Source organism: Prescottella sp. GW823-FHT02E09, from assembly GCF_058797375.1.
The window spans coordinates 117735-141711 of the sequence record NZ_JBXAJP010000011.1; the positions used below are offsets into that span (position 1 = coordinate 117735).

The 23977-nt window shown below is 66.4% G+C and carries 20 protein-coding genes; 9 read left to right on the plus strand and 11 right to left on the minus strand.

Annotated elements, in window-relative coordinates:
- Positions 1 to 23: 23 nt before the first annotated feature.
- The 9 genes from AC1RIF_RS23565 to AC1RIF_RS23605 all read right to left on the minus strand — a co-directional run bounded on the left by AC1RIF_RS23565 (position 24) and on the right by AC1RIF_RS23605 (position 9880).
- Positions 24 to 965: an acyl-CoA thioesterase gene (locus tag AC1RIF_RS23565; protein ID WP_492603804.1), complete on the minus strand. Its 942-nt coding sequence runs from the start codon at positions 963 to 965 to the stop codon at positions 24 to 26.
- The gene (locus AC1RIF_RS23570; RefSeq protein WP_492603805.1) at positions 962 to 1783 is read right to left on the minus strand and encodes a TIGR03084 family metal-binding protein; all 822 of its coding nucleotides are present in this window, start codon (positions 1781 to 1783) and stop codon (positions 962 to 964) included. The genes AC1RIF_RS23565 and AC1RIF_RS23570 overlap by 4 nt, the downstream gene beginning before the upstream one ends.
- An 84-nt stretch (positions 1784 to 1867) precedes the next feature.
- Entirely contained in the window at positions 1868 to 2641 is a 774-nt protein-coding gene (locus AC1RIF_RS23575) for an enoyl-CoA hydratase-related protein (protein ID WP_492603806.1), read from the minus strand.
- On the minus strand, positions 2638 to 3294 hold the full coding sequence (locus AC1RIF_RS23580) for a 3-oxoacid CoA-transferase subunit B (protein ID WP_492603807.1): 657 nt from the start codon (positions 3292 to 3294) through the stop codon (positions 2638 to 2640). The genes AC1RIF_RS23575 and AC1RIF_RS23580 overlap by 4 nt, the downstream gene beginning before the upstream one ends.
- Complete coding sequence (locus AC1RIF_RS23585) at positions 3294 to 4061, minus strand: CoA transferase subunit A (RefSeq protein ID WP_492603808.1); 768 nt, start codon at positions 4059 to 4061, stop codon at positions 3294 to 3296. The genes AC1RIF_RS23580 and AC1RIF_RS23585 overlap by 1 nt, the downstream gene beginning before the upstream one ends.
- Complete coding sequence (locus AC1RIF_RS23590) at positions 4058 to 4963, minus strand: hydroxymethylglutaryl-CoA lyase (RefSeq protein ID WP_492603809.1); 906 nt, start codon at positions 4961 to 4963, stop codon at positions 4058 to 4060. Before AC1RIF_RS23590 ends, AC1RIF_RS23585 begins: the two co-directional genes overlap by 4 nt.
- Positions 4964 to 5004: 41 nt before the next feature.
- A complete protein-coding gene (locus AC1RIF_RS23595) occupies positions 5005 to 7041 on the minus strand; it encodes an acetyl/propionyl/methylcrotonyl-CoA carboxylase subunit alpha (protein WP_492603859.1) in 2037 nt (678 codons plus the stop codon).
- A 14-nt stretch (positions 7042 to 7055) separates the two neighbouring features.
- A complete protein-coding gene (locus AC1RIF_RS23600) occupies positions 7056 to 8675 on the minus strand; it encodes a carboxyl transferase domain-containing protein (RefSeq protein ID WP_492603810.1) in 1620 nt (539 codons plus the stop codon).
- 38 nt (positions 8676 to 8713) lie between these two features.
- Positions 8714 to 9880 carry an acyl-CoA dehydrogenase family protein gene (locus tag AC1RIF_RS23605; protein ID WP_492603811.1) on the minus strand — a complete coding sequence of 389 codons (1167 nt, stop codon included), beginning with the start codon at positions 9878 to 9880 and terminating at the stop codon, positions 8714 to 8716.
- A gap of 372 nt (positions 9881 to 10252) precedes the next feature.
- Between AC1RIF_RS23605 and AC1RIF_RS23610 the strand changes: the two genes are divergently transcribed.
- The 8 genes from AC1RIF_RS23610 to AC1RIF_RS23645 all read left to right on the plus strand — a co-directional run bounded on the left by AC1RIF_RS23610 (position 10253) and on the right by AC1RIF_RS23645 (position 20554).
- Positions 10253 to 11632 (plus strand): MFS transporter, encoded by a 1380-nt coding sequence (locus AC1RIF_RS23610; protein WP_492603812.1) that lies wholly within the window; start codon positions 10253 to 10255, stop codon positions 11630 to 11632.
- A 54-nt stretch (positions 11633 to 11686) separates the two neighbouring features.
- Positions 11687 to 12481, plus strand: a complete 795-nt coding sequence (locus AC1RIF_RS23615) for an enoyl-CoA hydratase/isomerase family protein (RefSeq protein ID WP_492603813.1) — start codon at positions 11687 to 11689, stop codon at positions 12479 to 12481.
- A 71-nt stretch (positions 12482 to 12552) separates the two neighbouring features.
- The gene (gene acs / locus AC1RIF_RS23620; protein WP_492603814.1) at positions 12553 to 14508 is read left to right on the plus strand and encodes an acetate--CoA ligase; all 1956 of its coding nucleotides are present in this window, start codon (positions 12553 to 12555) and stop codon (positions 14506 to 14508) included.
- Positions 14509 to 14637: 129 nt separating this feature from the next.
- Positions 14638 to 15591, plus strand: a complete 954-nt coding sequence (locus AC1RIF_RS23625; RefSeq protein WP_492603815.1) for an ABC transporter permease — start codon at positions 14638 to 14640, stop codon at positions 15589 to 15591.
- A complete protein-coding gene (locus AC1RIF_RS23630) occupies positions 15584 to 16714 on the plus strand; it encodes an ABC transporter permease (protein ID WP_492603816.1) in 1131 nt (376 codons plus the stop codon). Before AC1RIF_RS23625 ends, AC1RIF_RS23630 begins: the two co-directional genes overlap by 8 nt.
- Before the next feature lie 49 nt (positions 16715 to 16763).
- Positions 16764 to 17885 (plus strand): ABC transporter ATP-binding protein, encoded by a 1122-nt coding sequence (locus tag AC1RIF_RS23635; protein ID WP_492603817.1) that lies wholly within the window; start codon positions 16764 to 16766, stop codon positions 17883 to 17885.
- Entirely contained in the window at positions 17885 to 18868 is a 984-nt protein-coding gene (locus AC1RIF_RS23640; RefSeq protein ID WP_492603818.1) for an ABC transporter ATP-binding protein, read from the plus strand. Before AC1RIF_RS23635 ends, AC1RIF_RS23640 begins: the two co-directional genes overlap by 1 nt.
- Positions 18869 to 18949: 81 nt before the next feature.
- Complete coding sequence (locus tag AC1RIF_RS23645) at positions 18950 to 20554, plus strand: ABC transporter substrate-binding protein (protein WP_492603819.1); 1605 nt, start codon at positions 18950 to 18952, stop codon at positions 20552 to 20554.
- 11 nt (positions 20555 to 20565) lie between these two features.
- Here the strand turns inward: AC1RIF_RS23645 and AC1RIF_RS23650 are convergent, their stop codons facing one another.
- A complete protein-coding gene (locus tag AC1RIF_RS23650) occupies positions 20566 to 21492 on the minus strand; it encodes a LysR family transcriptional regulator (RefSeq protein ID WP_492603820.1) in 927 nt (308 codons plus the stop codon).
- 104 nt (positions 21493 to 21596) lie between these two features.
- Complete coding sequence (locus AC1RIF_RS23655; RefSeq protein WP_492603821.1) at positions 21597 to 22748, minus strand: acyl-CoA dehydrogenase family protein; 1152 nt, start codon at positions 22746 to 22748, stop codon at positions 21597 to 21599.
- A gap of 339 nt (positions 22749 to 23087) precedes the next feature.
- Between AC1RIF_RS23655 and AC1RIF_RS23660 the strand changes: the two genes are divergently transcribed.
- A complete protein-coding gene (locus AC1RIF_RS23660) occupies positions 23088 to 23972 on the plus strand; it encodes an SDR family oxidoreductase (RefSeq protein ID WP_492603822.1) in 885 nt (294 codons plus the stop codon).
- The last annotated feature ends 5 nt before the right edge of the window (positions 23973 to 23977 follow it).

The following is a 23977-nucleotide window of genomic DNA, read 5'->3' on the forward strand; positions in this document are numbered from 1 at the left end:
CGATCAGTCGCCGTGTGTCGACGTCACGTCGCTTCCGGGACCGGCACCATCAGCACTTCCTGCGTCGCGGTAGCGATGAGTTCGCCGGCGCGAGACCAGAAATCCCCCACGGCCAGGGCGCGCCCGTCACTGGCGGTCCGGCTGTGGGCGCAGAAGAGCAGCCATTCGTCGGCGCGGAACGGACGGTGGAACCACATCGCATGGTCGAGGGAAGCCATCTGAACCCGCAGTGGATTTCGACGCAGTGCGGGATGCCGCTCGACGTCGAGGCCCGCGATGCTGCCGAGAGCCAGATCGGAGCAGTAGGTCAGCGCACCCGCCTGCAGCAGCGGGCTGTCGGGGATCGGATCGCTCACCTTGAACCAGATCTTCTGCGCGTTCACGCCGTCGGGTGCGCGGTCGGAATCTGTGGGAACGAAGCGCATGGACGCCGTCCTGCGCCATCGACAGGCGTCGAACGTCTCCGGGTCCTCGCGTTGCCAGGCGTCGTACGGATCGGGCAGTTCCTCGGGCGGTGGTGCGGCCGGCATCGACTCCTGACGTTCGAAGCCGACCGTCGGGGACTTGAACGACGCAGTCAGGGTGAAGACCGGGCGTCCCTCCTGGAGTGCGTCCACCCGCCTCGTGGAGTACGTGGCCCCGTCGCGAAGCGTGTCCACGACGTACTCGATCTCCCGACGGTGGTCCACGGGACGAAGGAAGTAGCCGTGCAGCGAATGCACGGTGGTCGATACCGTGTGACCGGCCGCGACGAGAGCCTGGGCCGCGACGCTGCCGCCGAACGCGCGATGCGCCCCACCTTTGTGGGCGAACCCACGGAAGCGGTTGTCCCCCAGCGAATCCAGTGACAACCATTCCGGAGTGTCGGGCTCGCCGTGATGCGGTGCCGGGTTCTGCACATCGGATTCCGCGATCACCATGGACTCCTGTCGTCGTCGTTCGGTCGTCGTGTCGAGATCGGTCACGGTCCGACCGTAGGGGAGGAGTCGGCAGCGGACCTACTCGGTGCCCGTCCGCTCCCCGGCTCGCCTGCGAACGCCTGCGCAATCGACATCCACTCCGCAGCCCCGGCTCCCACCGTTTCGAGCGCGAGGTCGTCGATGTGCCGACGCTGGGTCACTGCGAGGCAGAAGTCCAGGGCACTTCCCCGGACGTGGTCGGGTGCGTCCTCGGGTCCCCAGGTCCAGACGGCGCCGCTCGGTGCCGTCAGTTCCACCCGAACAGGTTCGGACGGAAGCGGGCGCTCGTGCGCGCCGAAGCTGAACGGCCTTGCACCCACACCGATATGGGCGACGTGGCGCAGCCGGTCGGTGGGTTCGAGCACCACACCGAAGGTATCCGCGAGGTCCTGTCCGTGCGCCCAGGTCTCCATGAAGCGGGCAGTGAAGAGGGATGCGGCACTCATCGAGGGGCCGAACCATGGAACTCGAACGGACGGATCCACCTTCCGGAACGTCGAGATGAGCTCCTGGCGAGCCTGGTCGTACCACGGCAACAACGCCGCGCCCGGCAGGTCGCGGTAGCGGAGCGCAATTCGGTCGGGATCGATGTCTCCACTGGCAATGACCTCCTCACGCAGAATGCCGAAGGAATCCGGATCGGTCGCCGACAGGACGGACGCTTCGTCGTAGTGCGCCAGGTGTGAAACCTGGTCGACGACGGTCCAGCCCACAGCGGGAGTTTCTCTCTGCCAATCGGTCTCGCTGATGTCGGCGATCAACTGACGGACGACTGCCGATTCTGCGGCCAGATCGTCTGCGAGAGCTTCCATGGAGATAGGCATTTTCGGACCTGTCCTTTCGTTCGGGAGCATGCAGGCGGCCGACCCGGGGAGGGCCTGCCGCCTTCTGTCATGGTCGGTGGCGCACTACCCGCCGGCGGCGATGGCGGAGACCCACGACGGTGGCCGTTTCTGCGCGAAGGCGCTGATGCCTTCCTTCGCCTGCGGACTCGTGAAGAAGTGCTGGGACAGCTCGACCAGTTCGGCGTCCGAGACACCCTCCCGCCGTGCCCGGGTGACCAGCGCCTTCGTAGCCGCGAGCGCTCCGGGTTCACCCAGCGTGAGCGCGTCGAGGTACCCGCGCACCACCGCGTCGAGCTCCCCGGCGGGAACTGCGTCGTTGATCAGGCCGATCGCCCGGGCGTGCGCCGCATCGAAGCTTCGGCCGGTCAACATCAGTTCGAGGCCGGCCCGGGCGGTTGTGCGATCGAGGACGATACGGGAGATCATCGCCGGTACCACCCCGAGCCGGACCTCGCTGAACGCAAAGGTGGCGCTGTCGACACAGACGGCGATGTCCGCGGCGGCGACGAACCCGAGGCCCCCGGCCCGGGCCGGGCCGGCCAGGCGTGCGACCACCGGTAGTGGGCAGTTCTCCACCCGCGCAAGCAGATCGGCGAAGTCCTCGAGACCCGGTCGCGGATCACCGGCTGCCTCGCCGAGGTCCATTCCCGCACAGAACACCGGACCGGTGTGAGTGAACAGGATCGTCCGGGCATCCGGGTGCGTGACGGCGGCGTCGAAGGCCTCGCGTAGTGCCGTCCGCATCGTCGAGGTCAGGGCATTGCGGTTGCGTGCGGAGTTCATCGTGATGGTGGCGACGCCACCGTCGACGGTGAACAGGACAGGCTGTTCGGTCATGCGACTTCCTCGGCGAGAGCGGAGGAAACGGACAGCGGAGCCGCGGTCGCGGCAGTGGCCTGCTCGACGGTGACACCGGGGGCGAGTTCGACTAGTTCGAAGCCGTCGGCGGTGACGTCGTAGATGCCGAGATCGGTGACGATCCGGTCGACGACACCGACGCCGGTCAGAGGCAGACTGCAGGCCTCGCGCAGTCGGGACGATCCGTCCCTGGTGGTCTGCTCCATCAGTACGAGCACGCGCCGTGCGCCGTGGACGAGGTCCATGGCGCCGCCCATGCCCTTGATCATCTTCCCCGGCACACACCAGTTGGCGAGGTCGCCGGTCGCGGAGACCTCCATGCCACCCAGCACCGCGACATCGATGCGTCCGCCCCGGATCATTCCGAAGGCGAAGGACGAGTCGAAGAAGCTCGCCCCGTTCCGGGTGGTGACGGTCTCCTTGCCCGCGTTGATGAGGTCGGGGTCGACCGCGTCGGGCTCGGGGTAGGCACCGACCCCGAGGATGCCGTTCTCGGATTGGAAGAACACCCCGTCCGCCGGATCGACGTGGTCGGGTATCAACGTCGGCAGCCCGATACCCAGGTTCACGTACGAGCGCGGTGAGATCTCACGTGCCGCACGGGCGGCCATCTCGTTTCGTGTCCACGCCATCAGTTGACTCCCTCCACAGCCGCCGCGGCGGGCGCCGTCGTGACCTTCTCGATGTGCTTGGGTGCGTCGGTCCCGACCACCACGAGGCGGTCCACGAAGACTCCGGGGAGGTGGATCTCGTCGGGTTCGATCTCGTCGACAAGTTCCTCGACCTCGGCGATGCAGACCCGACCGGCCATGGCGCACAACGGATTGAAGTTGCGAGCCGCCTTGTTGAACACCAGGTTGCCGTACCGGTCGGCCCGGTACGCGTGAACCAGCGAGAAATCCGTGGTGATGGATTCCTCCAGGACGTAGTTCCGCTCCCCGAACGCGCGGATCTCCTTTGCCGGCGAAGCCGTGTGGACAGTGCCGTCGGCGTTGTAGCGCCACGGCATACCGCCGTCGGAGACCTGAGTGCCGACGCCCGCGGGGGTGAAGAATGCGGGAATTCCCATGCCGCCGGCGCGCAGGCGCTCGGCGAGGGTGCCCTGCGGCATCAGTTCGACGGTGAGCTCTCCTGCCAAGAACTGGCGGGCGAACTCGTCGTTCTCTCCGACGTAGGAACTGCGCATCACGGCAATCCGGTGATCGTCCAGCAAGGGGCCCAGCCCCCATCCGGGAACACCGCAGTTGTTCGACACGATGGTCAGGTCCTTCGCCCCGGCCTCGTGCAGGTGACCCAGCAGGACGTTCGGAATCCCACAGACTCCGAACCCGCCGACCGCGATCGTCGCGCCGTCCGGAATGTCGGCCACGGCCGAGGTCGCATCGGTCAGTTCGATCATCGCTGTCCTCCGGTAGTGGTCAGGGCGCGCACGACGCGCGAGGCGCTGGGGCGGCCGAGCTGCTCGGCCATCCAGTTGCTGGTGTCGACCAGGGCGCCGAGGTCGACGCCCGTGTCGATGCCGAGCCCGTGTAGCTGCCACACCAGGTCTTCGGTGGCGAGGTTGCCCGTGGCGCTTTTGGCGTACGGGCAACCCCCGAGCCCACCCGCAGAGGAGTCGACGGTGGTAACTCCGGCCTGCATGGCGGCAAGTGTGTTGGCGAGGGCCTGTCCGTAGGTGTCGTGAAAATGGACGGCCAGGGTGTCGGGCGAATGACCGGCGCGGTCGAAGGCGTCGATCAACCGCTGCACGTGCCCGGGGGTGGCGACCCCGATCGTGTCGCCGAGGCTCAGTTCGTAGCAGCCGAGTGCGAGGAGCCGCGACCCGACGCGGACGACGGCATCGACGTCGGTCTCGCCTTCCCACGGGTCGCCGAAGCACATCGAAACGTATCCACGTACCGAGATCGACTCACCGGAATCGGTTTTCGCGCCCGAGATCACCTCGGCCATCTTCTCCAGCGATTCGTCGACGCTGCAGTTGAGGTTCTTCTCGGAGAAGGTCTCCGTCGCGGAGACGAACACCGCGACGTCGGTGACACCGTGGTCGAGTGCGCGCCGCAGCCCGGACACGTTGGGCACCAGGACCGGCAGCCGGACTCCGTCCAGGTCGGCCAGTGAGTCGATCACCTCACCGGCATCGGCAAGCTGTGGCACCCATTTCGGGTGCACGAAGCTGGTCGCCTCGATCGTCCGCAGACCCGATGCCGCGAGCCGGGTGATGAACTCGGTCTTCGTCTCGGTCGGAACCCGCTGCGGCTCGTTCTGGAGCCCGTCTCGCGGCCCCACCTCGTAGATTTGCACTGAATCGGGAAGCCCTGCAGCAGAGTGCCTTCCGTAGTCCATCATTCTGCCGCCACCTCGACTCGGGCCTCGACGATCGCGAGCAATGCGTCGATGGCGACGGTGTCCCCGGCGCACGCCGTCAGCTCGGCGACGATTCCGTCGAACGGAGCCGTGAGCGCGTGCTCCATCTTCATCGCTTCGACGATGACAACCGGGTCACCCTTGGCGACGGTGTCGCCCACCGCGACGGCGACGGACACCACGGTGCCGGGCATCGGGGACCGCAGCGATCCGGAGCCGCCATCGGTATCGGCGGCCGAGCGGGGCAGATCGACCAGGATCCGCTCGATCTTCCAGCTCTGCCCGCCAGCGGCAAACCATTGGACCGCAGCATCTTCCACGTAGTCGAGCCTGCGGGTCAGACCGTCGACCGTCAGGAGCAGCGTGCCACCGTCGCTGGGCGAGATCCTGACGCAGCGCTCGGCTCCGTCGTCGACGACGACGCGGTAGTCGCCGGACGCGCCGGGCGTCACTCGCACCTGAGTATTGCGCGCATCGAACCGGAACGTCCAGGTGCTCCAGTGATCTCGCTGGACACTCCAGTGCCCGAGATGAGCGAACGGGTCGGTTCCGTCGGCCATCGCGGTACGGGTGGCGAGCACTCCCGCCGCGAGCAAGGCCGCTTCGCCGTCGTCGTCCGGCACCTGAGTGAGAAGCTCGCCGCGGCGCTCCACCAAACCGGTGTCGAGCGTGCCCGCGCGCACGTCACTGTCCGCGAGCAGCGCCCGCAGGAAGGGGACGTTCGTTCCCACACCGAGCACCGTGAAGTCGGCCAGTGCGCGGTCCAATCGGCGCAGGGCCTCCTCGCGGTCGCGTCCCCAGGTGATCACCTTCGCCAGCATGGGGTCGTACGAGCTGCCGATCTCGTCGCCGACCCGCAGCCCGGTATCGACCCGCACGTGGTCGCCGGAGGGTTCGCGAAGCGCGAGTACTTCTCCGCCGGTGGGCAGGAAGCCGCGCGCAGGATCTTCCGCGTAGATACGGGCTTCGACCGAATGCCCGTGGTGGCGAAGGTCGGGGAGATCGAGCGCGAGCCCCGCGGCCACGCGAAGTTGCTGCTCGACCAGGTCGACACCGGTGACCATTTCCGTGACCGGATGCTCCACCTGCAGACGGGTGTTCATCTCCATGAAGAAGAACTCGTCCGGGTCGTCGGCGGAGACGATGAACTCGACCGTGCCGGCCCCGGTGTAGCCGACCGCGCGGGCCGCCTCGACGGCTGCCTGCCCCATCCTCTCGCGGATCTGCGGGGTCAGCAGGACCGAGGGCGCCTCCTCGATGATCTTCTGGTGGCGGCGTTGCAGGCTGCACTCGCGTTCACCGAGATGGACCACGTTTCCGTGAGTGTCAGCGAGCACCTGGATCTCGATGTGCCGAGGGTTCGTGACGAAACGTTCGATGAACAGGGTGTCGTCGCCGAAGGACGACTTCGCCTCGCGCCGGGCCGCCGCGACAGCTCGGGCGATGTCGGCGGGGTCGTCGACGCGATGCATGCCCTTGCCGCCACCGCCCGCAGACGGCTTGATCAGGACCGGGTACCCGATATCCTCCGCCGAGGCAATCAGTTGTTCGTCGGTCAGGTTCGGTTCTGCGAGTCCCGGGGTGACCGGAACCCCGGCAGCGACGACGGTCTGCTTCGCGCGGATCTTGTCACCCATCGTGTCCACCGCAGCGGCAGGTGGTCCGACGAACGTGATGCCGGCTTCGGCGCACGCGCGGGCGAAGGTCGCGTTCTCGGCGAGGAAGCCGTAACCCGGATGGATCGCGGTCGCGCCGGTGCGCCGTGCCGCGTCGAGGATCTTCTCGATCGAAAGGTAGCTCTGTGCTGCCGCCGACGGGCCGATGTTCACCGCGATGTCGGCTTCGTGCACATGGCGGGCGTCTGCATCCGCGTCGCTGTACACGGCTACGGTCCGCAGACCGAGATTCCTTGCGGTGCGCATGATCCGAACCGCGATCTCACCGCGGTTGGCGACCAGCAGCGTGTCGAACGTGTTCTCTGTCAACGCAGTCTCCGAGTTGCTCGTGATGGCCATGATTCCGGTGCCCGTCACATCCGGAAGACGCCGTAGCGAACGGGCTCGAGTGGGGCGCGACTGGTCGCGGACAGGGCCAGGCCCAGTACCGTGCGGGTGTCGGCGGGATCGATCACCCCGTCATCCCAGATTCGCGCCGTCGAGTAGTAGGGACTGCCCTGTTCCTCGAACTGATCGAGGATCGGTCGGCGGAGCGCTCGGTCCTGCTCATCGGTCCATTCGGTCCCGGTCGCCTCGGCCTGATCCTTGCGCACGGTGGACAGGACCGATGCGGCCTGCTCACCGCCCATCACCGAGATCCGGGCGTTCGGCCACATCCACAGGAATCGAGGCGAGTAGGCCCTACCGCACATGCCGTAGTTCCCGGCCCCGTAGGAGCCGCCGATGACGACGGTGAACTTGGGAACCCGCGCGCAGGCCACGGCGGTGACGAGCTTGGCTCCATGCTTGGCGATACCGCCGGCCTCGTACTCGCGACCGACCATGAACCCGGAGATGTTCTGCAGAAACAGGATCGGGATCTCGCGCTGGTCACAGAGTTCGATGAAGTGGGCACCCTTCACCGCCGACTCGGCGAAGAGGATGCCGTTGTTCGCCACGATACCGACGGGGTGCCCGTGGATCCGGGCGAAACCTGTGACCAGCGTCTGGCCGTAGTTCTGTTTGAATTCGTGGAATCGGCTGCCGTCGACGATCCTGGCGATCACCTCGTGCACGTCGTAGGGCGTACGGGTGTCGCCCGGAACGATGGCGTGCAGCTCCGCCGGGTCGAAGGCCGGCTCCTCCGATTCGGCCACGGTCCACACCGGCTCCGCCGGGGTGGCGAAGGTCGAGACGATCGACCGGACGATCTGCAGGGCGTGCGCGTCGTTGTCCGCGAGATGGTCTGCGACACCGGACTTGTGAGTGTGGAGCCAGCCGCCACCGAGATCCTCTGCGGAGACGACCTCACCGGTCGCGGCTTTCACGAGCGGGGGGCCGCCGAGGAAGATGGTGCCCTGTTCCTTGACGATCACCACCTCGTCGCTCATCGCCGGCACGTATGCGCCGCCGGCAGTGCAGGAACCCAGCACCGCCGCGATCTGTGGGATACCTCTGGCCGACATCCGTGCCTGGTTGTAGAAGATGCGGCCGAAGTGTTCGCGGTCCGGGAACACCTCGTCCTGGAGCGGGAGGAACCCACCGCCGGAGTCCACCAGATACAGGCAGGGCAACCCGTTCTCGAGCGCCACTTCCTGCGCGCGAAGGTGCTTCTTCACCGTCATCGGGTAGTAGGTGCCGCCCTTGACCGTCGGGTCGTTGGCGACGATGACGCACTCCCGGCCGGCGACCCGGCCGATCCCGGTGATGACGCCGGCTCCGGGAGCTTGGTCGCCGTACATGCCCTTCGCGGCCAACGGTGACAGCTCCAGGAAGGCGGAGCCCGGATCGAGAAGAGCCGCGACTCGGTCACGCGGGAGCAGCTTGCCGCGCCCGGTGTGTCGCGCGCGCGCCGACTCCGACCCGCCACGGGAGGTGCGTTCGAGCTCGGTGCGCAACTCCTTGACCAGTTGGGCGTGATACCCGACGGTGTCGGCGACGGCGTCGCTCGCGCGGTCTACGGGGGTACCGATCGGTGGGGCCAGTGATGCCATGGCGTCGCGGTCTCCTTGGTGGTAGGTCGGGTGTCGACTCAGAACGAGCGGGGGAGCCCGTAGGACTCCGCGAGGGTGTTGCGCGCCATCTCGTTGGAGATGGGAGCGATGCGGAACTGGCGCGAATCTCGCCAGAAGCGCTGGGCGTGAGTCTCCTGAGCGAGCCCGAGCCCACCCAGGATCTGCATGCCCTTGTCTGCGGCGGCCGACGCGTATTCCGAGGTGACGACCTTCACCATGTTGGCCTCGCGGAGGTAGTCGGTGCCGGATACCTCGCGCCATGCAGCGTCGAACACCATGAGCTCTGCCTGCTTCTGACTGAGCGCGATGTCCGCGATGTAGTGCTGGATGATCTGGTGCCCGCCGATCACCTTGCCGAACGCGACCCGGTTCTTGACGTGGACGAGGGCCTCCTCGAGGACTCCGTCGATCATCCCCAGCGCCACGGCTCCGGCCATGACGCGCTCGTTGTTCAACGACCCTGTCAGCGCCTTGAACCCCTTGTGCGGTTCGCCGAGGACGTTCGCATCCGGGACGAACACGTCGTCGAGAAACACCTCACAGGAACCCATCGCGCGCATGGCGATCTTCGGGATGTAGCGGGATTCGAGTCCCTCCGACTTGGTCGGTACCAGGAACAGGGTCGTGAGCGGGCGCTTGCGCGGTCCATCCTGCTCGCCCGACTTCGCAAGCAGCAGTAGGTAGTCTGCTTCCTTCGCTCCGGTCGACCACATCTTCTGCCCGGAGATCAGCCAGCCTCCGTCAACCTTGGTGGCGCGGGTCTTCATCGCGCCGACCAAGTCGGTACCGCCGCTCGGCTCGGTGACGGCGATCGAGAACTTGGCCTCGCCTGCGGCCAGCTTCGGCAGGTACTCCTGCTTCTGCTCCTCGGAGCCGGCAAACCCGATTGCCTTGGCGCCGGCGAACGAGGGCACACCCCACACCCAGGTCAGGCCCGCCAGGCTGCGGGCCAGCTCGCGTGCCAGCACGGCGGTGTCGACGGCGTCGCCGCCTTGTCCGCCGTACTGCTCGTCGATACCCATCGCATGAAATCCCGCTTCCGCCATGGCTTCCCATAGTTCGTGTGGGTACTCGTAGTCGCGCTTCTCGAGGTCTCGCGCGACGTCCGGGGGGTAGTTCTTGTCGACCCATGCGCGCACGGAATCACGGAAGTCTCGTCGGTTCTCGTCAAGATCCAGCAGCATGCCTCGACTGTAACTGACCATCCGTACGGTCAGCAAGGTTTACAGTGCCCGCTTTCGTCCGCTCGCGCCGGCGTGGGCCGCATTGCGCACTGGCCGTACGGGCGGTTAGTATGGCGCGCATCACACAGGATGTCCGTGTGGTGGAGATCGTCCCCGCCCAGCGTTCCGTTGACGTGGTGGCGGAAGTATCGCTCCGAGTTGCTGTCGCACAAGCGAGGCGTCTCGGGTCCACCCCCCGAAATACCTTTTATAACAGCGTTTTTGCAGTGCAATGTAGTACCGGTGCAGCTGTCCACCGAGACGGTATCGATCCTGTGGTTTCCGTCGATCCGGAATGGCGCAGCGGCTGCCGATTCACCTTTTGGAGAGCAGATGGTCCTGAACGACTCACCCGTCCGCACTGCGGACGTCACCCCACGGGACGACCCGCGTGGCCCGACTAAACGGAAAGTGTGGGGACTGTCCAGCGTCTTGGTGCTGATGTACATCATCAACTACGCGGACAAGGCCGTCCTGGGCATCCTCGCGCAGCCGCTCGCGGAGGAGATGGGGCTGACGTCGGCCCAGATCGGCTTCGCGGGCAGTGCCTTCTTCGTGATGATGGCTCTCGGCGGTCTGCTGTCGGGTGCGCTGCATCGCTACGTCGGGCTGCGGTGGGCAATGGTTCTACTGGTCCTGCTCTGGTCGGTCGCGATGTTGCCGCTCGTCTTGGTGGCGACCTTCGCAGTGCTGCTGGGGAGTCGCTTGCTTCTCGGGTTGGCGGAGGGGCCGAACTCGGCCTTGCTGCACACGGCCATGTACTCGTGGCATCCGCCGGAGCGGCGTGGGTTCCCCGCCGCATTGCTGTCGACGTCTTCGGCGATTGCGAAGATCCTGATCGCGCCGGCGCTGACCTTCATCGCGATCGAGTTCGGATGGCGTTCGACCATGATCGTGCTGGCTGTCGTGGGCGCCCTGTGGGCGGTGCTGTGGCTGTCGGTGTGGTCGGAGGGCCCCTATCTTGCTGCGCGGCACGCCGGGAAGCGTTCGCGCGACGATGCCGAGGTGGCTGATGCGAGTGATTCCGTCGGTGCCGAGGTTCGGGTGCCCTGGCGGCAGATCTTCCTCTCGCGCACCTTTATCGGCTGCTCCTTTGTCGTGATCGTCATGTTCGCGCTGGTTTCGGTCGTGTTGACGTGGCTTCCGTCCTACTTCGAGGTGGGCCTCGGTTACAGCAGGATGCAGGCCGGCTCGATGTTCTCGATCCCGGCCATCGTCAGCGTCGTGTTCGTGATCGGGATGACGTGGTACAGCGATCGGCTTGTCGTCAAGGGTGTGCCGCTGCGGCGGTCGAGAGTGATCATGCCGTTGGTGGGATTCCTGGCCGGTGGACTCGTCCTCATCGGTCTGCCCTACATCGCGGTTCCTGCCGTGGCCGTTGCGGTGGTCTCGCTCGGATATGCGATGGGCACTCCCGTGAGTGCGCTGATGAATGTCGTCGTGGGCGGTCTGGGCCCGACCAAGCAGATGGCGGGAGTGCTCGGCGTGTTCGTTTCGCTGAGTTCGGTCGGCGGGGCGGTCGGCCCCTACTTGACCGGAAAGATCGTCGATGCGGCCGCCACTCCGAGTGCGGGGTACGCGCTGTCCTTCCAGGTCTTCGGTGCCCTCGCGGTGGTGGCGTCGATCATCGGAATCCTCATCATCGACCCGGCGCGGGACAAGCAGAAGCTGATGGCTGTTGCGGGGACTGCCTCGTCGACAGACCGCCCTTGACAGAGTAGAACTGACCGTTCGTACGGTCAAAATGTTCAACGAAGGAGAGTTCACGTGGAGTCCAGCGATTTCACCTGCATCGACATCACGCGGGACGGGGACGTGCTGCGCGTCGTTCTCGACCATCCGGGCAGTGAGATGAATGCCATCGACGGCACCATGCACGACGATCTGACCAAGCTGTTCCGGATGCTCAAGCAGGAGAAGCAGGCCCGAGCCGTCCTCCTGAGCGGGCGCGGGCGGGCCTTCTCGGCCGGTGGTGACTACGACTGGTTCAAGACCCTGCGTAACCCGCGCGCACTGGCGGACCTCAATCGCGATGCCAAGCAGCTGATCTGGGACATGCTCGACGTCGAGCTCCCGATCGTCACGGCGGTTCACGGATACGCGATGGGCCTGGGCACCAGCATTGCGCTGTACAGCGACGTGATCTTCGTGGCGGAGTCCGCGAAGATTGCCGACCCGCACGTCAAGGCGGGAATCGTCGCGGGAGACGGTGGCGCCGTGGCGTGGCCGATGGCGGTGGGTCCGGCGCGGGCCAAGGAGTACCTGATGACGGGTGACACCCTGACCGCGACCGAGGCCGAGCGCATCGGTCTGGTCAATCACGTCGTGCCCGACGACCAGCTCGAGGACACGGCTCTGGCCTTCGCCCGACGAGTGGCGGCCGGCGCGCCGATGGCGGTCCAGTTCACCAAGATGGCGGTGAACAAGCTGGTGAAGCAGTCGCTCGGCGTCGCCTTCGACGCGTCGACCGGGTACGAGCTGCTGACGTTCATGAGCGAGGACCACGCCGAGGCGGTCGAGTCCTTCCTGGCCAAGCGCCCCGCGAAGTTCACCGGACGCTGAGCGGCCCCGGTACCCACCACCATCTGTCCCCGGTCGCATCGCCGCGACCGGGGGAGCGAAGGACATGTCACGTGACTGCAACACACGATGGTTCCGCCCTGCAGGAGACTTTCTCCCCACCAGCCGAATTCGTTTCCGCGGCCAATGCCGGCCCGGAGCTGTACACGGCAGCCGAGGCGGATCGGCTCGGATTCTGGGCGGAGCAGGCCCGGCGCCTCGACTGGGAGTCCGAATGGGACGAGGTGCTGGACTGGTCGGATGCGCCGGTCGCACGATGGTTCGTCGGCGGGCGCCTGAACGTCGCCTGGAACTGTGTCGACCGCCATGTCGAGGCCGGCAACGGTGACCGGGTGGCGATCCACTGGGTCGGCGAACCAGGGGACACCCGAGACCTCACCTACGCGGATCTTCTCGAAGAGGTGAGCCGGACCGCGAACGCCCTCACCGCCCTGGGTCTGGAGGCCGGTGACCGGGTGGCGATCTACCTGCCGATGATCCCGGAGACCGTCGTCACCATGCTCGCCTGTGCCCGGCTGGGACTCACGCATCTCGTCGTGTTCGCGGGCTTCTCGGCGGCAGCGGTGCGGACCCGGCTGCGCGACGCGCAGGCGAAGGTGGTCGTCACCGCGGACGGGCAGTGGCGGCGCGGGGAACCGGTGCCCCTGAAGTCGGTCGTCGACGAGGCACTCGCCGACGGTGCCGTGGACTCGGTCCACACCGTGTTGACGGTGCGGCGCACCGAGTCCGATATCGAGTGGTACGAGGGTCGCGACCTGTGGTGGCACGAGGCGGTCGCGTCCGCGGATCCCCGGCACACCTGCCAGGCCTTCGATTCCGAGCATCCGCTGTTCGTGCTCTACACCTCGGGCACGACCGGTGCGCCCAAGGGCATCGTCCACACGTCGGGCGGGTACCTGACTCAGGCGTCGTACACCCACCATGTCGTCTTCGACCACAAGCCGGGCCAGGACGTGTACTGGTGTACGGCGGACATCGGCTGGGTCACCGGGCACAGCTACGTCGTCTACGGGCCTCTGTCCAACGGTGTCACCCAGGTGCTCTACGAGGGCACTCCGGACACACCCAGCCAGCATCGACACTTCGAGACGATCGAACGGTACGGTGTCACGCTCTACTACACGGCGCCAACGCTGGTGCGCACATTCATGAAGTGGGGCAGGCAGATTCCCGATGCCCACGATCTGTCCAGTCTGCGGCTACTGGGCACCGCCGGTGAGCCGATCAACCCGGAGGCCTGGCGGTGGTTCCACGATGCGATCGGTGGTGGCCGCTGCCCGATCGTGGACACCTGGTGGCAGACGGAGACAGGCGCCATGATGATCGCCCCACTGCCCGGTGTCACGGTTGCCAAGCCGGGTTCGGCGATGGCTCCGTTGCCGGGTATCTCGGCACGGGTCGTCGACGAGGCCGGCGTCGAGGTCGCGTACGGGGAGTCCGGATCGCTGGTGCTGGACCAGCCGTGGCCCGCGATGCTGCGGGGTGTCTGGGGCGACATGGAGCGGTACCGCAAGACCTACTGGGACCGATTCGCGGAGCAGGGGTGGTACTTCGCCGGTGACGGTGCCAAGTACGACGAGGACGGTGCCGTCTGGATCCTCGGTCGGATGGACGACGTCATGAACGTCTCCGGGCACAGGATCTCCACGTCGGAGGTCGAATCTGCTCTGGTCGAACATGACTCGGTTGCCGAGGCTGCGGTGGTCGGGGTGGACGACAAGGTGACCGGCCAGTCGATCGTGGCCTTCGTGATCCTGCGTGAGGGTCTCGACCCCGCCGGGGCGAAAGGATCCGGCACGGACCTCGTCTCGGAGCTCAAGGCCCAGGTTGCCCGCAGCCTGAGTCCGATCGCGCGACCGCGCGAGATCCGCGTCGTGGCGGAGTTGCCGAAGACACGCTCGGGCAAGATCATGCGCCGCCTGCTCCGAGACCTGGCAGACGGACGTGAACTCGGCGACACCTCCACCTTGGTCGATCCCAAGGTGCTGGAGGCGATCTCGCGGGGCTGAAGCCCAGGCACTGCTGCTCGTCGACATCCGGGAACCGGATCGTCACCTCACAACCACGGCCGCCCACCAGTGGGCCGTCACTTCGAAACGAGGATCACGGATGGATGCAGGCAGGAGGCGGCGGCAGAGATGACAAAGGCCGTTCTCAGCAAGATCGTCGAACTGGCCGTCGTGCTGTTCGTCGTCAGTCTCGGTACCTTCGGGTTGGTCTCGCTCATCCCCGGCGATCCGTCGGTGGCGATGCTGGGCGACGGCCGGACACCCGAGGAGTACGCACAGGCGAGGCAGGAGATGGGCCTGGACGACCCGTTCCTCACCCGCTACTGGCACTGGCTGTCGAATGCACTGCAGGGGGATTTGGGCAGGTCGTTGCTTCCTCCGCAGGGTGAGGTCATGGATCGGGTCGGCGCGGCTCTGCCCGTCAGCGTCCAGCTCGCGGTCATGGGTCTGGTCATAGCCCTGGTCGTTTCGATCCCGCTGGCCATGTGGTCGGCCCGTCACCGGGGCGGCCTCATCGACCGGGTCATCAGTGCCTGCACCTTCGGCGTGCTGTCCATTCCCAGCTTCCTTTCCGGCCTGCTGCTCATCATGTTGTTCGTCAACTACCTGGGCTGGTTCCCACGCTCGCAGTGGGTGCGGGTCTCGGAAGGGTTGGGCGAGAACCTGTATCACGCGATCCTGCCGGCGGTGACGATCAGTCTCCTCGAGATGGCCATGTTCCTGCGGATCCTGCGGAGCGACCTGATCACGACGCTGCAGGAGAACTTCATCCTGGTGTCCAAGGCGAAGGGCACCTCGAACCTGCGCCTGCTGCTGAGCGACGCGCTGCGGCCGTCCTCGTTCTCGCTGATCACCATGCTGGGTGTCGTGCTCGGTTCGATGATCGGCTCCACCGTCATCGTCGAGACGCTGTTCTCGCTGCCCGGCATGGGCTCGATGATCGTGACCGCCGCCCAGCAGGGCGACATGCCCATGGTGCAGGGCGCCGTGCTGGTGATCGCGGTCATCTACGTCGTGGCCAACGGCATCATCGACCTCTCCTATGGATACCTCGACCCGAGGAGCCGACGTGCCCGTGTCTGACACCCCCATGCGCAACCCCCGGACGGACGATGTGGCTCTGCCCGGCATCGCCGAGGATGTCGAGGTCATTGCCGCGGACCCCTTACCCGTAGAGATCCCGCCCGTGACCGGAAGCGAGCGCGCCGCCCTCTACCGGACCGGCGGCATACTGCTGGTGATCGGCGTCATCGCCCTCGGGGTGGCGCTCGGTGCCGGACCGGTCGCGATGCCGCTGCGCATCGTCGTCGCCCTGGTCGGCCTCGTCGGCATCTACATGGGCGGACGTCGTATCGGCCTGGCCCGCATCGGCCCGGACTTCGACCTGACCTTCGTGCTGTCCTGCGTCTGGCTGACGACGATCGTCGTCGCCGCGGTCATCGCGCCGGTCCTGCCGCTGAAGGAGCACCGGGACACGGCGGCGACCCTGTCCGCCAAGGGCTACGCCCCGCCGTCGCTGTTCTCCGAGCACCCCTTGGGTACCAACAACTTCGGCCTCGACCTACTGGCCCGCTCCGTCTACGGCGCGCGCTCCTCCTTGGTGGTGGCGATCGGGGCGGTGCTGATCGGCATCATCGTCGGCGGTGCGATCGGTATCCTCGCCGGCTACTTCGGCGGCAAGGTCGATGCCGTCATCGGCATCCTCACCAACTCGCTGCTCGCGGTGCCCGCACTGATCCTGTTGATCGCGCTGGCGTCTGTGCTCGAGCCGAATCTGCGCAACATCTCGTTGGCACTGGCGGTGCTGGCGATACCGAGCATGATCCGAATCGCGCGGGCGAACACGCTGTCGTTCTCGCAACGGGAATTCGTACTCGCGGCCAGAGCCATGGGCGCCACCCGGTGGCGTGTCATGCTCCGCGAACTGGCGCCCAACGTCGCGCTGCCGCTGGCATCGCTCGGCATGGTGATGATCTCCGTGCTGATCGTCGCGGAGGCCTCGCTGAGCTTCCTGGGGCTGGGCATCCAGCCACCGAATCCCACGTGGGGCAACATGATCGCCGAGGGCCAGGCCGGGGTGTTCGAGAAGCATCCGTTCATCGTCCTCGTCCCCGGACTCTTCCTGTTCCTCACCGTCTTCTCGTTCAACATCGTCGGTGAGAAGGCGCAGAAGGCTACAGGTGGCGCGCGTCAGGTCGAGCTGTGACCGCGCGCCGGCATTCATCCCAGACCCTCACCGCCACAGGGAGCATCCGATGAGAAATCACGGCAGGACTGCAGCGCAGGTGACGAGGCCCGACGCCGGTGCACCGCTGCTGACGGTCGAGAACGTCACCACCCGGTTCCGTACCCGGCGCGGGCAGCTCCGTGCGGTCGACGGTGTCTCGCTGACCCTCGATGCGGGCGAGACCCTCGGCCTGGTCGGCGAGTCGGGATCGGGTAAATCTGTTCTGGGGCAAACCATCATGGGTCTGATATCCACCGGTGGGACCGCCACGGTCACCGGCGAGATCCGTTTCATGGGACGGGACATGCAGGCGCTCACCCGCAAGGACCAGCAGCAGATCTGGGGCGACGACATCGCCATGGTGTTCCAGGACCCGATGACCGCGCTGAACCCGTTCAAGCACATCGGCACCCACCTGACCGAGTCGATCCGTGCCCACCTGGGGTACGACAAGAAGCAGGCGCGGGAACGGGCGGTCGAGATGCTGCGGAAGGTGCGCATCCCCGAGCCGGCGCGGCGTGTGGACCAGTATCCGCACGAGCTCTCCGGTGGCATGCGCCAGCGGGTGGTCATAGCGATGGCCCTGGCCTGCGATCCTCTGCTGACCATCGCCGACGAGCCGACCACCGCACTGGACGTGACGGTGCAGAAGCAGGTCCTCGAGCTGTTGGACTCCCTCCGCAAGCAGACAGGCATGGCCGGCATCCTCGTCAGCCACGACCTCGGTGTCGTCGCCGGGCAGACCGACCGCGTTGCCGTGATGTACGCCGGGCGCATCGTCGAGACCGCCCCCACCCGTGAGCTGTTCGCGTCGCCCCGTCACCCCTACACGGAGGCGTTGCTGGCGGCGATCCCGCGCATCGAGGACGAACCCCACACCGTCCTCGAGTCCATCGAGGGCGGCCTGCCCGACATGACGAGGCCGGTCGCGGGCTGCTCGTTCGCCACCCGCTGCCGATACGCGCAGCCGCTGTGCCTGACCGCGGCGCCGGAACTGGTAGCCACCGAGGACACCTCGGGGGCGCGGCACCCGCACGAGACTGCCTGCCACTTCCCCGTCGGTACCGCCGAGGGTGATGCGGCACTGGCGGTGAACCGGAAGACCGGACGCACCGCGGCCGGACGCGAGTCGAAGCTGGAGACCGTGTAATGGCAGGCAGCGGCACCGCGCATCTGCGCGTGGGCGAGAAGCGCGTCCTCACCGTCGAGAACCTCGTGGTCGAATTTCCGGCTGGCAAGCAGACCGTGCACGCGGTCTCGGGCATCAGCTTCGATCTGTTGCCGGGTGAGACACTGGGCATCGTCGGTGAGTCCGGCTGCGGCAAGTCGACCGCCGGTCGAGCCGTCATGCAACTTCCCCGGCCCACCGCCGGTGACGTGATGCTCGGTGACGTCGACTTGGCCGGACTGTCCCAGTCCGAGTTACGCAAGATCCGCTCGCAGATGCAGATGATCATGCAGGACCCGATCTCCTCGCTGAACCCGCGCCGCAAAGTCCGCCACCTGGTCACGGAGGGGCTGCGCATCTGGGGTGAGCGCGACCGGAAGAAGCTCGACGAGCGTGGTCGCGAAATGCTCACGGCCGTCGGGCTGGACCCGGACATGGTGTGGGAACGAACGTCCGGCGAGCTGTCCGGCGGCCAGTGTCAGCGCGTGTGTATCGCTCGGGCGCTGATGCTCGAACCGCGGCTGCTGATCTGTGACGAACCGGTCTCCAGCCTCGACGTCTCCGTGCAGGCGCAGATCCTCAACCTGCTCGAGAAGACGAAGAACGAATTCGAGTTCACGATGATCTTCATCGCCCACAACATGGCGGTGGTCAAGAACATCAGCGACCGGATGATGGTGATGTACCTCGGCAAGATCTGTGAGGTCGTCCCCACCGGCGAGGTCCAGCACACCGCGGTGCACCCGTATACGCGGCTGCTTCTGGCCTCGATCCCGGATCCCGACCGTGCACGCGACGACGACGGCATCGCGTCCGTCGAGGGCGACCTGCCGTCCCCGCTGAACCCGCCGTCGGGCTGCCGGTTTCGCACTCGCTGCCCGCTCGCGACCGAGCGGTGCGAGCAGGAGGAGCCACTGCTTCGTGAGGTCGGTGCCGGACACCACGTGGCCTGTCACCACGCGTAGTCGTACACCGACGGATCGGTGAGAAGTCAAGGCGGACAGCGGAAGCTGTCCGATCCCCCGTACACCATCAAGGAGGAATCGATGTCGTCAACCATTACCTCGAGAGTCGGGGTGAGAGTGGCCGCAGTTGTCGCGACCGGCCTGCTGTTGGCCGGCTGCGCCGGCGGCGCAGCCGGTTCGGGTGGGGCGGCCCCGGCGGGAACCACCGGTGCGGGTGTCATCGGTGATCAGCCCGCCGCCGGGGAGCCGGTGAACGGCGGGGTCTTCACCTACGGCTCCTACTCGCCGGTCAGCACTCTGGACCCGGTCAAAGGCAAGCCCGCGGCCTGGCTCGGCGGTATCGAGATGGCTGCCCTCTACGACGTCCTGGTCCGCTACGACGCCGCGACGGACACCTATGTGCCGCAGCTCGCCGAGTCGTTGGCCGAGAGTGAGGATCATCTGACGTGGACGTTGCAGCTTCGTCCCGGCGTCACCTTCAGCGACGGCACTCCCTACGACGCGCAGGCCGTGGTCGACGGCACCCGGCGGTTCAACGAGGGGGGCGGTGACCGCAGCGTCCTGTTCCTCGACACGGTCGACAGCGTCACCGCCGCAGGCCCGTTGACTGTTGTCTACCAGCTCAATCGGCCCTGGAACGAGTTCCCTGCCGCGTTGGCCGCCGGTCACGGGATGATCGCGGCCGAGAGTTCCTATGCGGGTGAACGATTCACTCCGATCGGCGCCGGGGCCTATACCCTCGAGGCGTTCAGCCCCGGCGTGGAGGTCGTGATGAGTCCGCGCGCCGACTACTGGGGTGGTAAGCCCCACATCGACAAGCTCAAGTTCGTCGACATCAAGGGCGAGCAAGCCCGTATCGACGCGCTCAGGGCCGGCGGGATCCAGATGACATACCTGCGCAACTCGGACACGATCGACGTGGCGAAGGGCATGTTCCCCGGATACTTCGAGCCGGTGAGCGTCATCGACGCCGGTCAGATCAATGTGCGTGAGGGCCGGCCGGCTTCGGATGTGCGGGTGCGCAAGGCGATGGCGATGGCGATCGATCCCGAGGTGATCAATCAGCGTGCGAGGCAGGGATTCAACAGCGCGGGATCGGACCTGTTCCAGCCGTGGTCCGAGTGGAGCGGCGACGTGAAGGGAATCGGCTACGACCCGGAGGGCGCCAAGAAGCTGGTCGAGGAGGCCAAGGCCGACGGCTTCGACGGCAAGCTCACGTTCGTGGTGCCGCAGATTCCCGGTACCAGCGAGATCGCGTTGGCGTCGCAGTCGATGCTGCAGGGGGTCGGGTTCACGGTCGACATCAAGTTCCTCGCCAGCGTGACCGACCTGGCGAAGACGCTGTTCGTCACCCATGACTTCGACGTGAGTGCCGGCGGCTACGGGCTCCCGGATGCTGCCCCGCTCGGCCGGTTGTACTCGGCACTGTCGAGTACCAGCAGTGAGAACGTCGGTGGCTTCGCCAGCGCGGAGGTGGACGCGACGCTCGCGAAGGCCCAGTCGGCGACGACGGACGAGGCGAAGCGGGAGGCGTTCCAGGAACTGCAGGCACAGATCAACGAGACCGTTCCCTTCCTGGTGTGGGCCTCGGGCTCGCACTTCGTGCCGTGGACGGAGAACGTGCACGGTGTGATGGCAGGGGTGGGTGGTCTCGCCTTGCTCGACGAGGTGTGGATCTCGAAGTAGCGGAACGGTTCTCAGTCGTCCCCGCCGGGCGGTGTTCCGGCGGGGACAGTCGGGCCTTCGAGGTGGTCCTCGAGGATCATCTCGACGAAGGCGCTCGCCGCGGGGGAGAGGGTGCCCTGGCGATGGAAGATCGAACAGGTTCGTGGAAAGTCGAAGTCGAGAGGTCTTACTACACATCCTGATTCGGCGGCCGCCGCGGCTGCCGAGGCGGGCACCATCGTGGCGCCCACACCGGCCCGGACGAGGGGCAGGATCGCATCGCGGTGCGTCGTCTCGACTGCCAGGCGAAGGCTGGGCAGCCCGCGTGCGGCCAGCTCCGAGACGAACCGGGTCCGCACGGTCGAGTTCTGATTCAGCCCCAGCACGAAGGTGAACCGGACCAGATCCTCCAGTGGAATCGGGCCGTCCGGAAGGTCCTTCGCGGTCGGGGGGAACACCACGACGACGGCGGACGGCGGCAACGGGATCGCCACGTGCTTGGGGAACTCGCCGGGGTACTCGTGGATCAACAGCTGGGCCTCGGCCCGGCGGAGGACCTCGAATCCCTTGATGTCGGCGTCGGCGTCGTGCATGCGTACCAGCACGCCGGGGTATCGCGCCCGGAACCGGGAGACGAGTGGGACGGCGGGATCGACCCCCAGCTGTGGAGCAATGGCAATGTCCAGCACCCCGCGCGTGAGCTGGTTCACTTGCCGGACGGCGTCTTTCACTGCTTCGAACGAGCGCATCGCGCGCCGGGCCGGACCGAGCACCGCCTGACCGCCTGCGGTCAGGGTGACCGTCCGGCCGCGTTGGAACAATGGTGTGCGCAACTCGCGTTCGAGTTCCTTGATCGCCTCGGAGACCGAGGGCTGGCTCAGATGCAGCCGCCGCGCGGCCTCGGTGATGCTGCCGGCCTCGACGACGGCGATGAAGTATGCGAGGTGCCGTCGTTCCATGCCGTGCTCCCGAACTGTGCATTGCGGATGTGCCGTTGCATCAACGGTACCAACGTGACCGGGGGAGAGGGTTCGCCGGAGCCGGCCCTCTCCCCCAGGTAGCCCTACAGTCCGATCGACTTGGCGATGATGGTCTTCATGACCTCCGAGGTGCCACCGACGATGCGGGACACGCGGATGTCCGCATACAGCCGTGCGATCGGGTATTCGAGGATGTAGCCGTATCCGCCGTGCAGCTGCAGGCACTTGTCGATTACCCGACCCGCAACCTCGGTGCAGAAGAGTTTGACCTCGGCCGCGTCCGCGGCCGTCAGCTCCCCGGTGCTCTCGAGAACCATCGCCCGGTCCACCATCGACTCGGCTGCCGTCACCTCGGTCGCGCAGTCGGCGAGGACGAACTTGGTGTTCTGGAACTTCGCGACGGGCTGTCCGAACACATTGCGTTCCTTGACATACGCCTTGGTGAACTCGATCGCGGCCGCCGCCGAGGCGTAGTTGTTGACGGCGATCGAGAGGCGCTCACGCGGCAGGTTCTGGCCGAGGTAGCTGAAGGCGCGTCCCTCCTCGCCGAGGACGTTCTCCACGGGAACGCGAACGTCGGTGAAGGACAGTTCGCACGAGTCGCTGCTGTGACTGCCGATCTTCTCGAGCCGACGGCCGACCGCGAAGCCCTCGCTGGAGGTATCCACGACCAACAACGTCAGTCCGGCACGCCGGTCGTCCTCGGGTGCGGGAGAGGTCCGCGCCACCACCACGATCAGACCGGCCTGGGAGCCGCCGGTGATGAAGGTCTTGGCGCCGTTGAGGACGTAGTGATCGCCGTCGCGGACGGCGCGGGTGCTCACGCCGGCCAGGTCGGATCCGGTGCCGGGCTCGGACATGGCGACCGCCAGCAGTGTGTCGCCCGAGGCGACCCCCGGCAGCCACCGGCGTCGTTGCTCGTCGTTCGCAAGTGCGAGCAGGTAGGGCAGGACGACGCCGGAGGAGACCGTGTAGTTGCCGAGGTGGACACCGGCCAGGGCGATCTCCTCGCTGATCACCGCGTGGTAGCGGTAGTCGACGGGACCGACACCGCCGTACTCTTCCGGGATGTCGAAGCCGGTGATGTCCAGTTCGGCCAGCTGCTTGTAGAGCGTGTTCGGGGCGTAGCCCGCCTTCTCCCATTCGAGGTGATAGGGGGTGACGTGCGTCTCCAGAAAGCCTCGAAACATCTTCCTGAATTCATTGTGGTCATCGTTGTACAGGGTGCGTTTCAAGATGTCCTCCGGGTCATCGAATGGTATTTGGCAGAAATTTAGGGTCCCGAATAATGGTTCGTCAAGCCGGCGGGATGGCAGCAAGGAAATAGGCAGTACCTATGGTTCCCAAAGGGAGGTTGGGTGTTTACTTATGATCATCGGCGCAATAGCCTCGATCGGGAGCGCATCGTCTGGATTCGGCGTGGTTGCACGGCCCGCCGGACTGATGGCGCGTCGTGGCCGCGATCGGACTCCAGTTCGATGTGAATTGGAATTGGGGGGCGAAATGCAATTACACCCCCCGGCCGGTCGTGTTGTTCCCGTCGAATATTCTCCGCTTCTCGAAAAGGGGTCCGAATGTCAGTGCTCACTGGCCGAGTTGCCGTAATTACCGGCGCCGGTCGAGGAATTGGTCGCGCGCATGCGCTGCTCTTTGCAGAGTTGGGGGCGAAGGTTGTCGTCAACGACCTCGCCGACCCCTCGGGGGCGACGTCTGCTGCCCAGGAGGTTGTCGACCTCATCCACGACCGTGGCGGATCCGCGGTGGCCCATCACGGCAGCGCCAGCGACTGGGAATCGGCACGCGAGATGGTCGAACTGGCGGTCGACACCTTCGGTGAACTCGACATCCTGGTCAACAACGCCGGCATCATCCGGGACCGAATGCTCGTCAACATGTCCGAAGACGAGTGGGACTCGGTCATCGACGTGCACCTCAAGGGTCACTTCGCCCCGCTGCGCCACGCTGCCGACTATTGGCGGAAGCAGGCCAAGAGCGGTGAGATGCCCCGTGCCGCGGTCATCAACACGTCCTCGACCTCCGGGCTCAAGGGCAACCCGGGGCAGCTGAACTACGCCGCGGCCAAGGCCGGCATCGCGACGATGACCCAGGTTGCGGCGCGCGAGCTCGAACGCTACGGCGTCCGCGTCAACGCGGTCGCGCCGGTGGCACGCACCCGGATGACGCTGGCGACACCGGGCCTCAAGGACAAGCTGGTGGTCGACGAGGGCTTCGACCGGTTCGCGCCCGAGAACGTCTCTCCGGTGGTCGCCTGGCTCGGACAAGCCGACTGCGCGGTCTCGGGCCAGGTCTTCACGGTGTTCGGCGGCAAGGTGACGTGGCACTCCGGGTGGTCGGACGAGAAGTCCTTCGAGAAGGACGGCAGGTGGACGCCGGACGAGTTGGGCGTGGCGATGGCCGGACTGCCGCAGGGCGCTGCCTACTTCGCGGCAACGGTGTGATCTGA

Excerpts from the sequence above, each read along its gene's own strand:
- AC1RIF_RS23635 (WP_492603817.1), top strand. The coding sequence starts at position 16,764 with ATGAGAAATCACGGCAGGACTGCAGCGCAGGTGACGAGGCCCGACGCC.
- AC1RIF_RS23640 (WP_492603818.1), top strand. The coding sequence starts at position 17,885 with ATGGCAGGCAGCGGCACCGCGCATCTGCGCGTGGGCGAGAAGCGCGTC.
- AC1RIF_RS23660 (WP_492603822.1), top strand. The coding sequence starts at position 23,088 with ATGTCAGTGCTCACTGGCCGAGTTGCCGTAATTACCGGCGCCGGTCGA.
- AC1RIF_RS23570 (WP_492603805.1), bottom strand. The coding sequence starts at position 1,783 with ATGCCTATCTCCATGGAAGCTCTCGCAGACGATCTGGCCGCAGAATCG.
- AC1RIF_RS23650 (WP_492603820.1), bottom strand. The coding sequence starts at position 21,492 with ATGGAACGACGGCACCTCGCATACTTCATCGCCGTCGTCGAGGCCGGC.
- AC1RIF_RS23645 (WP_492603819.1), top strand. The coding sequence starts at position 18,950 with ATGTCGTCAACCATTACCTCGAGAGTCGGGGTGAGAGTGGCCGCAGTT.
- AC1RIF_RS23600 (WP_492603810.1), bottom strand. The coding sequence starts at position 8,675 with ATGGCATCACTGGCCCCACCGATCGGTACCCCCGTAGACCGCGCGAGC.
- AC1RIF_RS23625 (WP_492603815.1), top strand. The coding sequence starts at position 14,638 with ATGACAAAGGCCGTTCTCAGCAAGATCGTCGAACTGGCCGTCGTGCTG.
- AC1RIF_RS23595 (WP_492603859.1), bottom strand. The coding sequence starts at position 7,041 with ATGGCCATCACGAGCAACTCGGAGACTGCGTTGACAGAGAACACGTTC.
- AC1RIF_RS23580 (WP_492603807.1), bottom strand. The coding sequence starts at position 3,294 with ATGGCGTGGACACGAAACGAGATGGCCGCCCGTGCGGCACGTGAGATC.
- AC1RIF_RS23605 (WP_492603811.1), bottom strand. The coding sequence starts at position 9,880 with ATGCTGCTGGATCTTGACGAGAACCGACGAGACTTCCGTGATTCCGTG.
- AC1RIF_RS23575 (WP_492603806.1), bottom strand. The coding sequence starts at position 2,641 with ATGACCGAACAGCCTGTCCTGTTCACCGTCGACGGTGGCGTCGCCACC.
- AC1RIF_RS23610 (WP_492603812.1), top strand. The coding sequence starts at position 10,253 with ATGGTCCTGAACGACTCACCCGTCCGCACTGCGGACGTCACCCCACGG.
- AC1RIF_RS23585 (WP_492603808.1), bottom strand. The coding sequence starts at position 4,061 with ATGATCGAACTGACCGATGCGACCTCGGCCGTGGCCGACATTCCGGAC.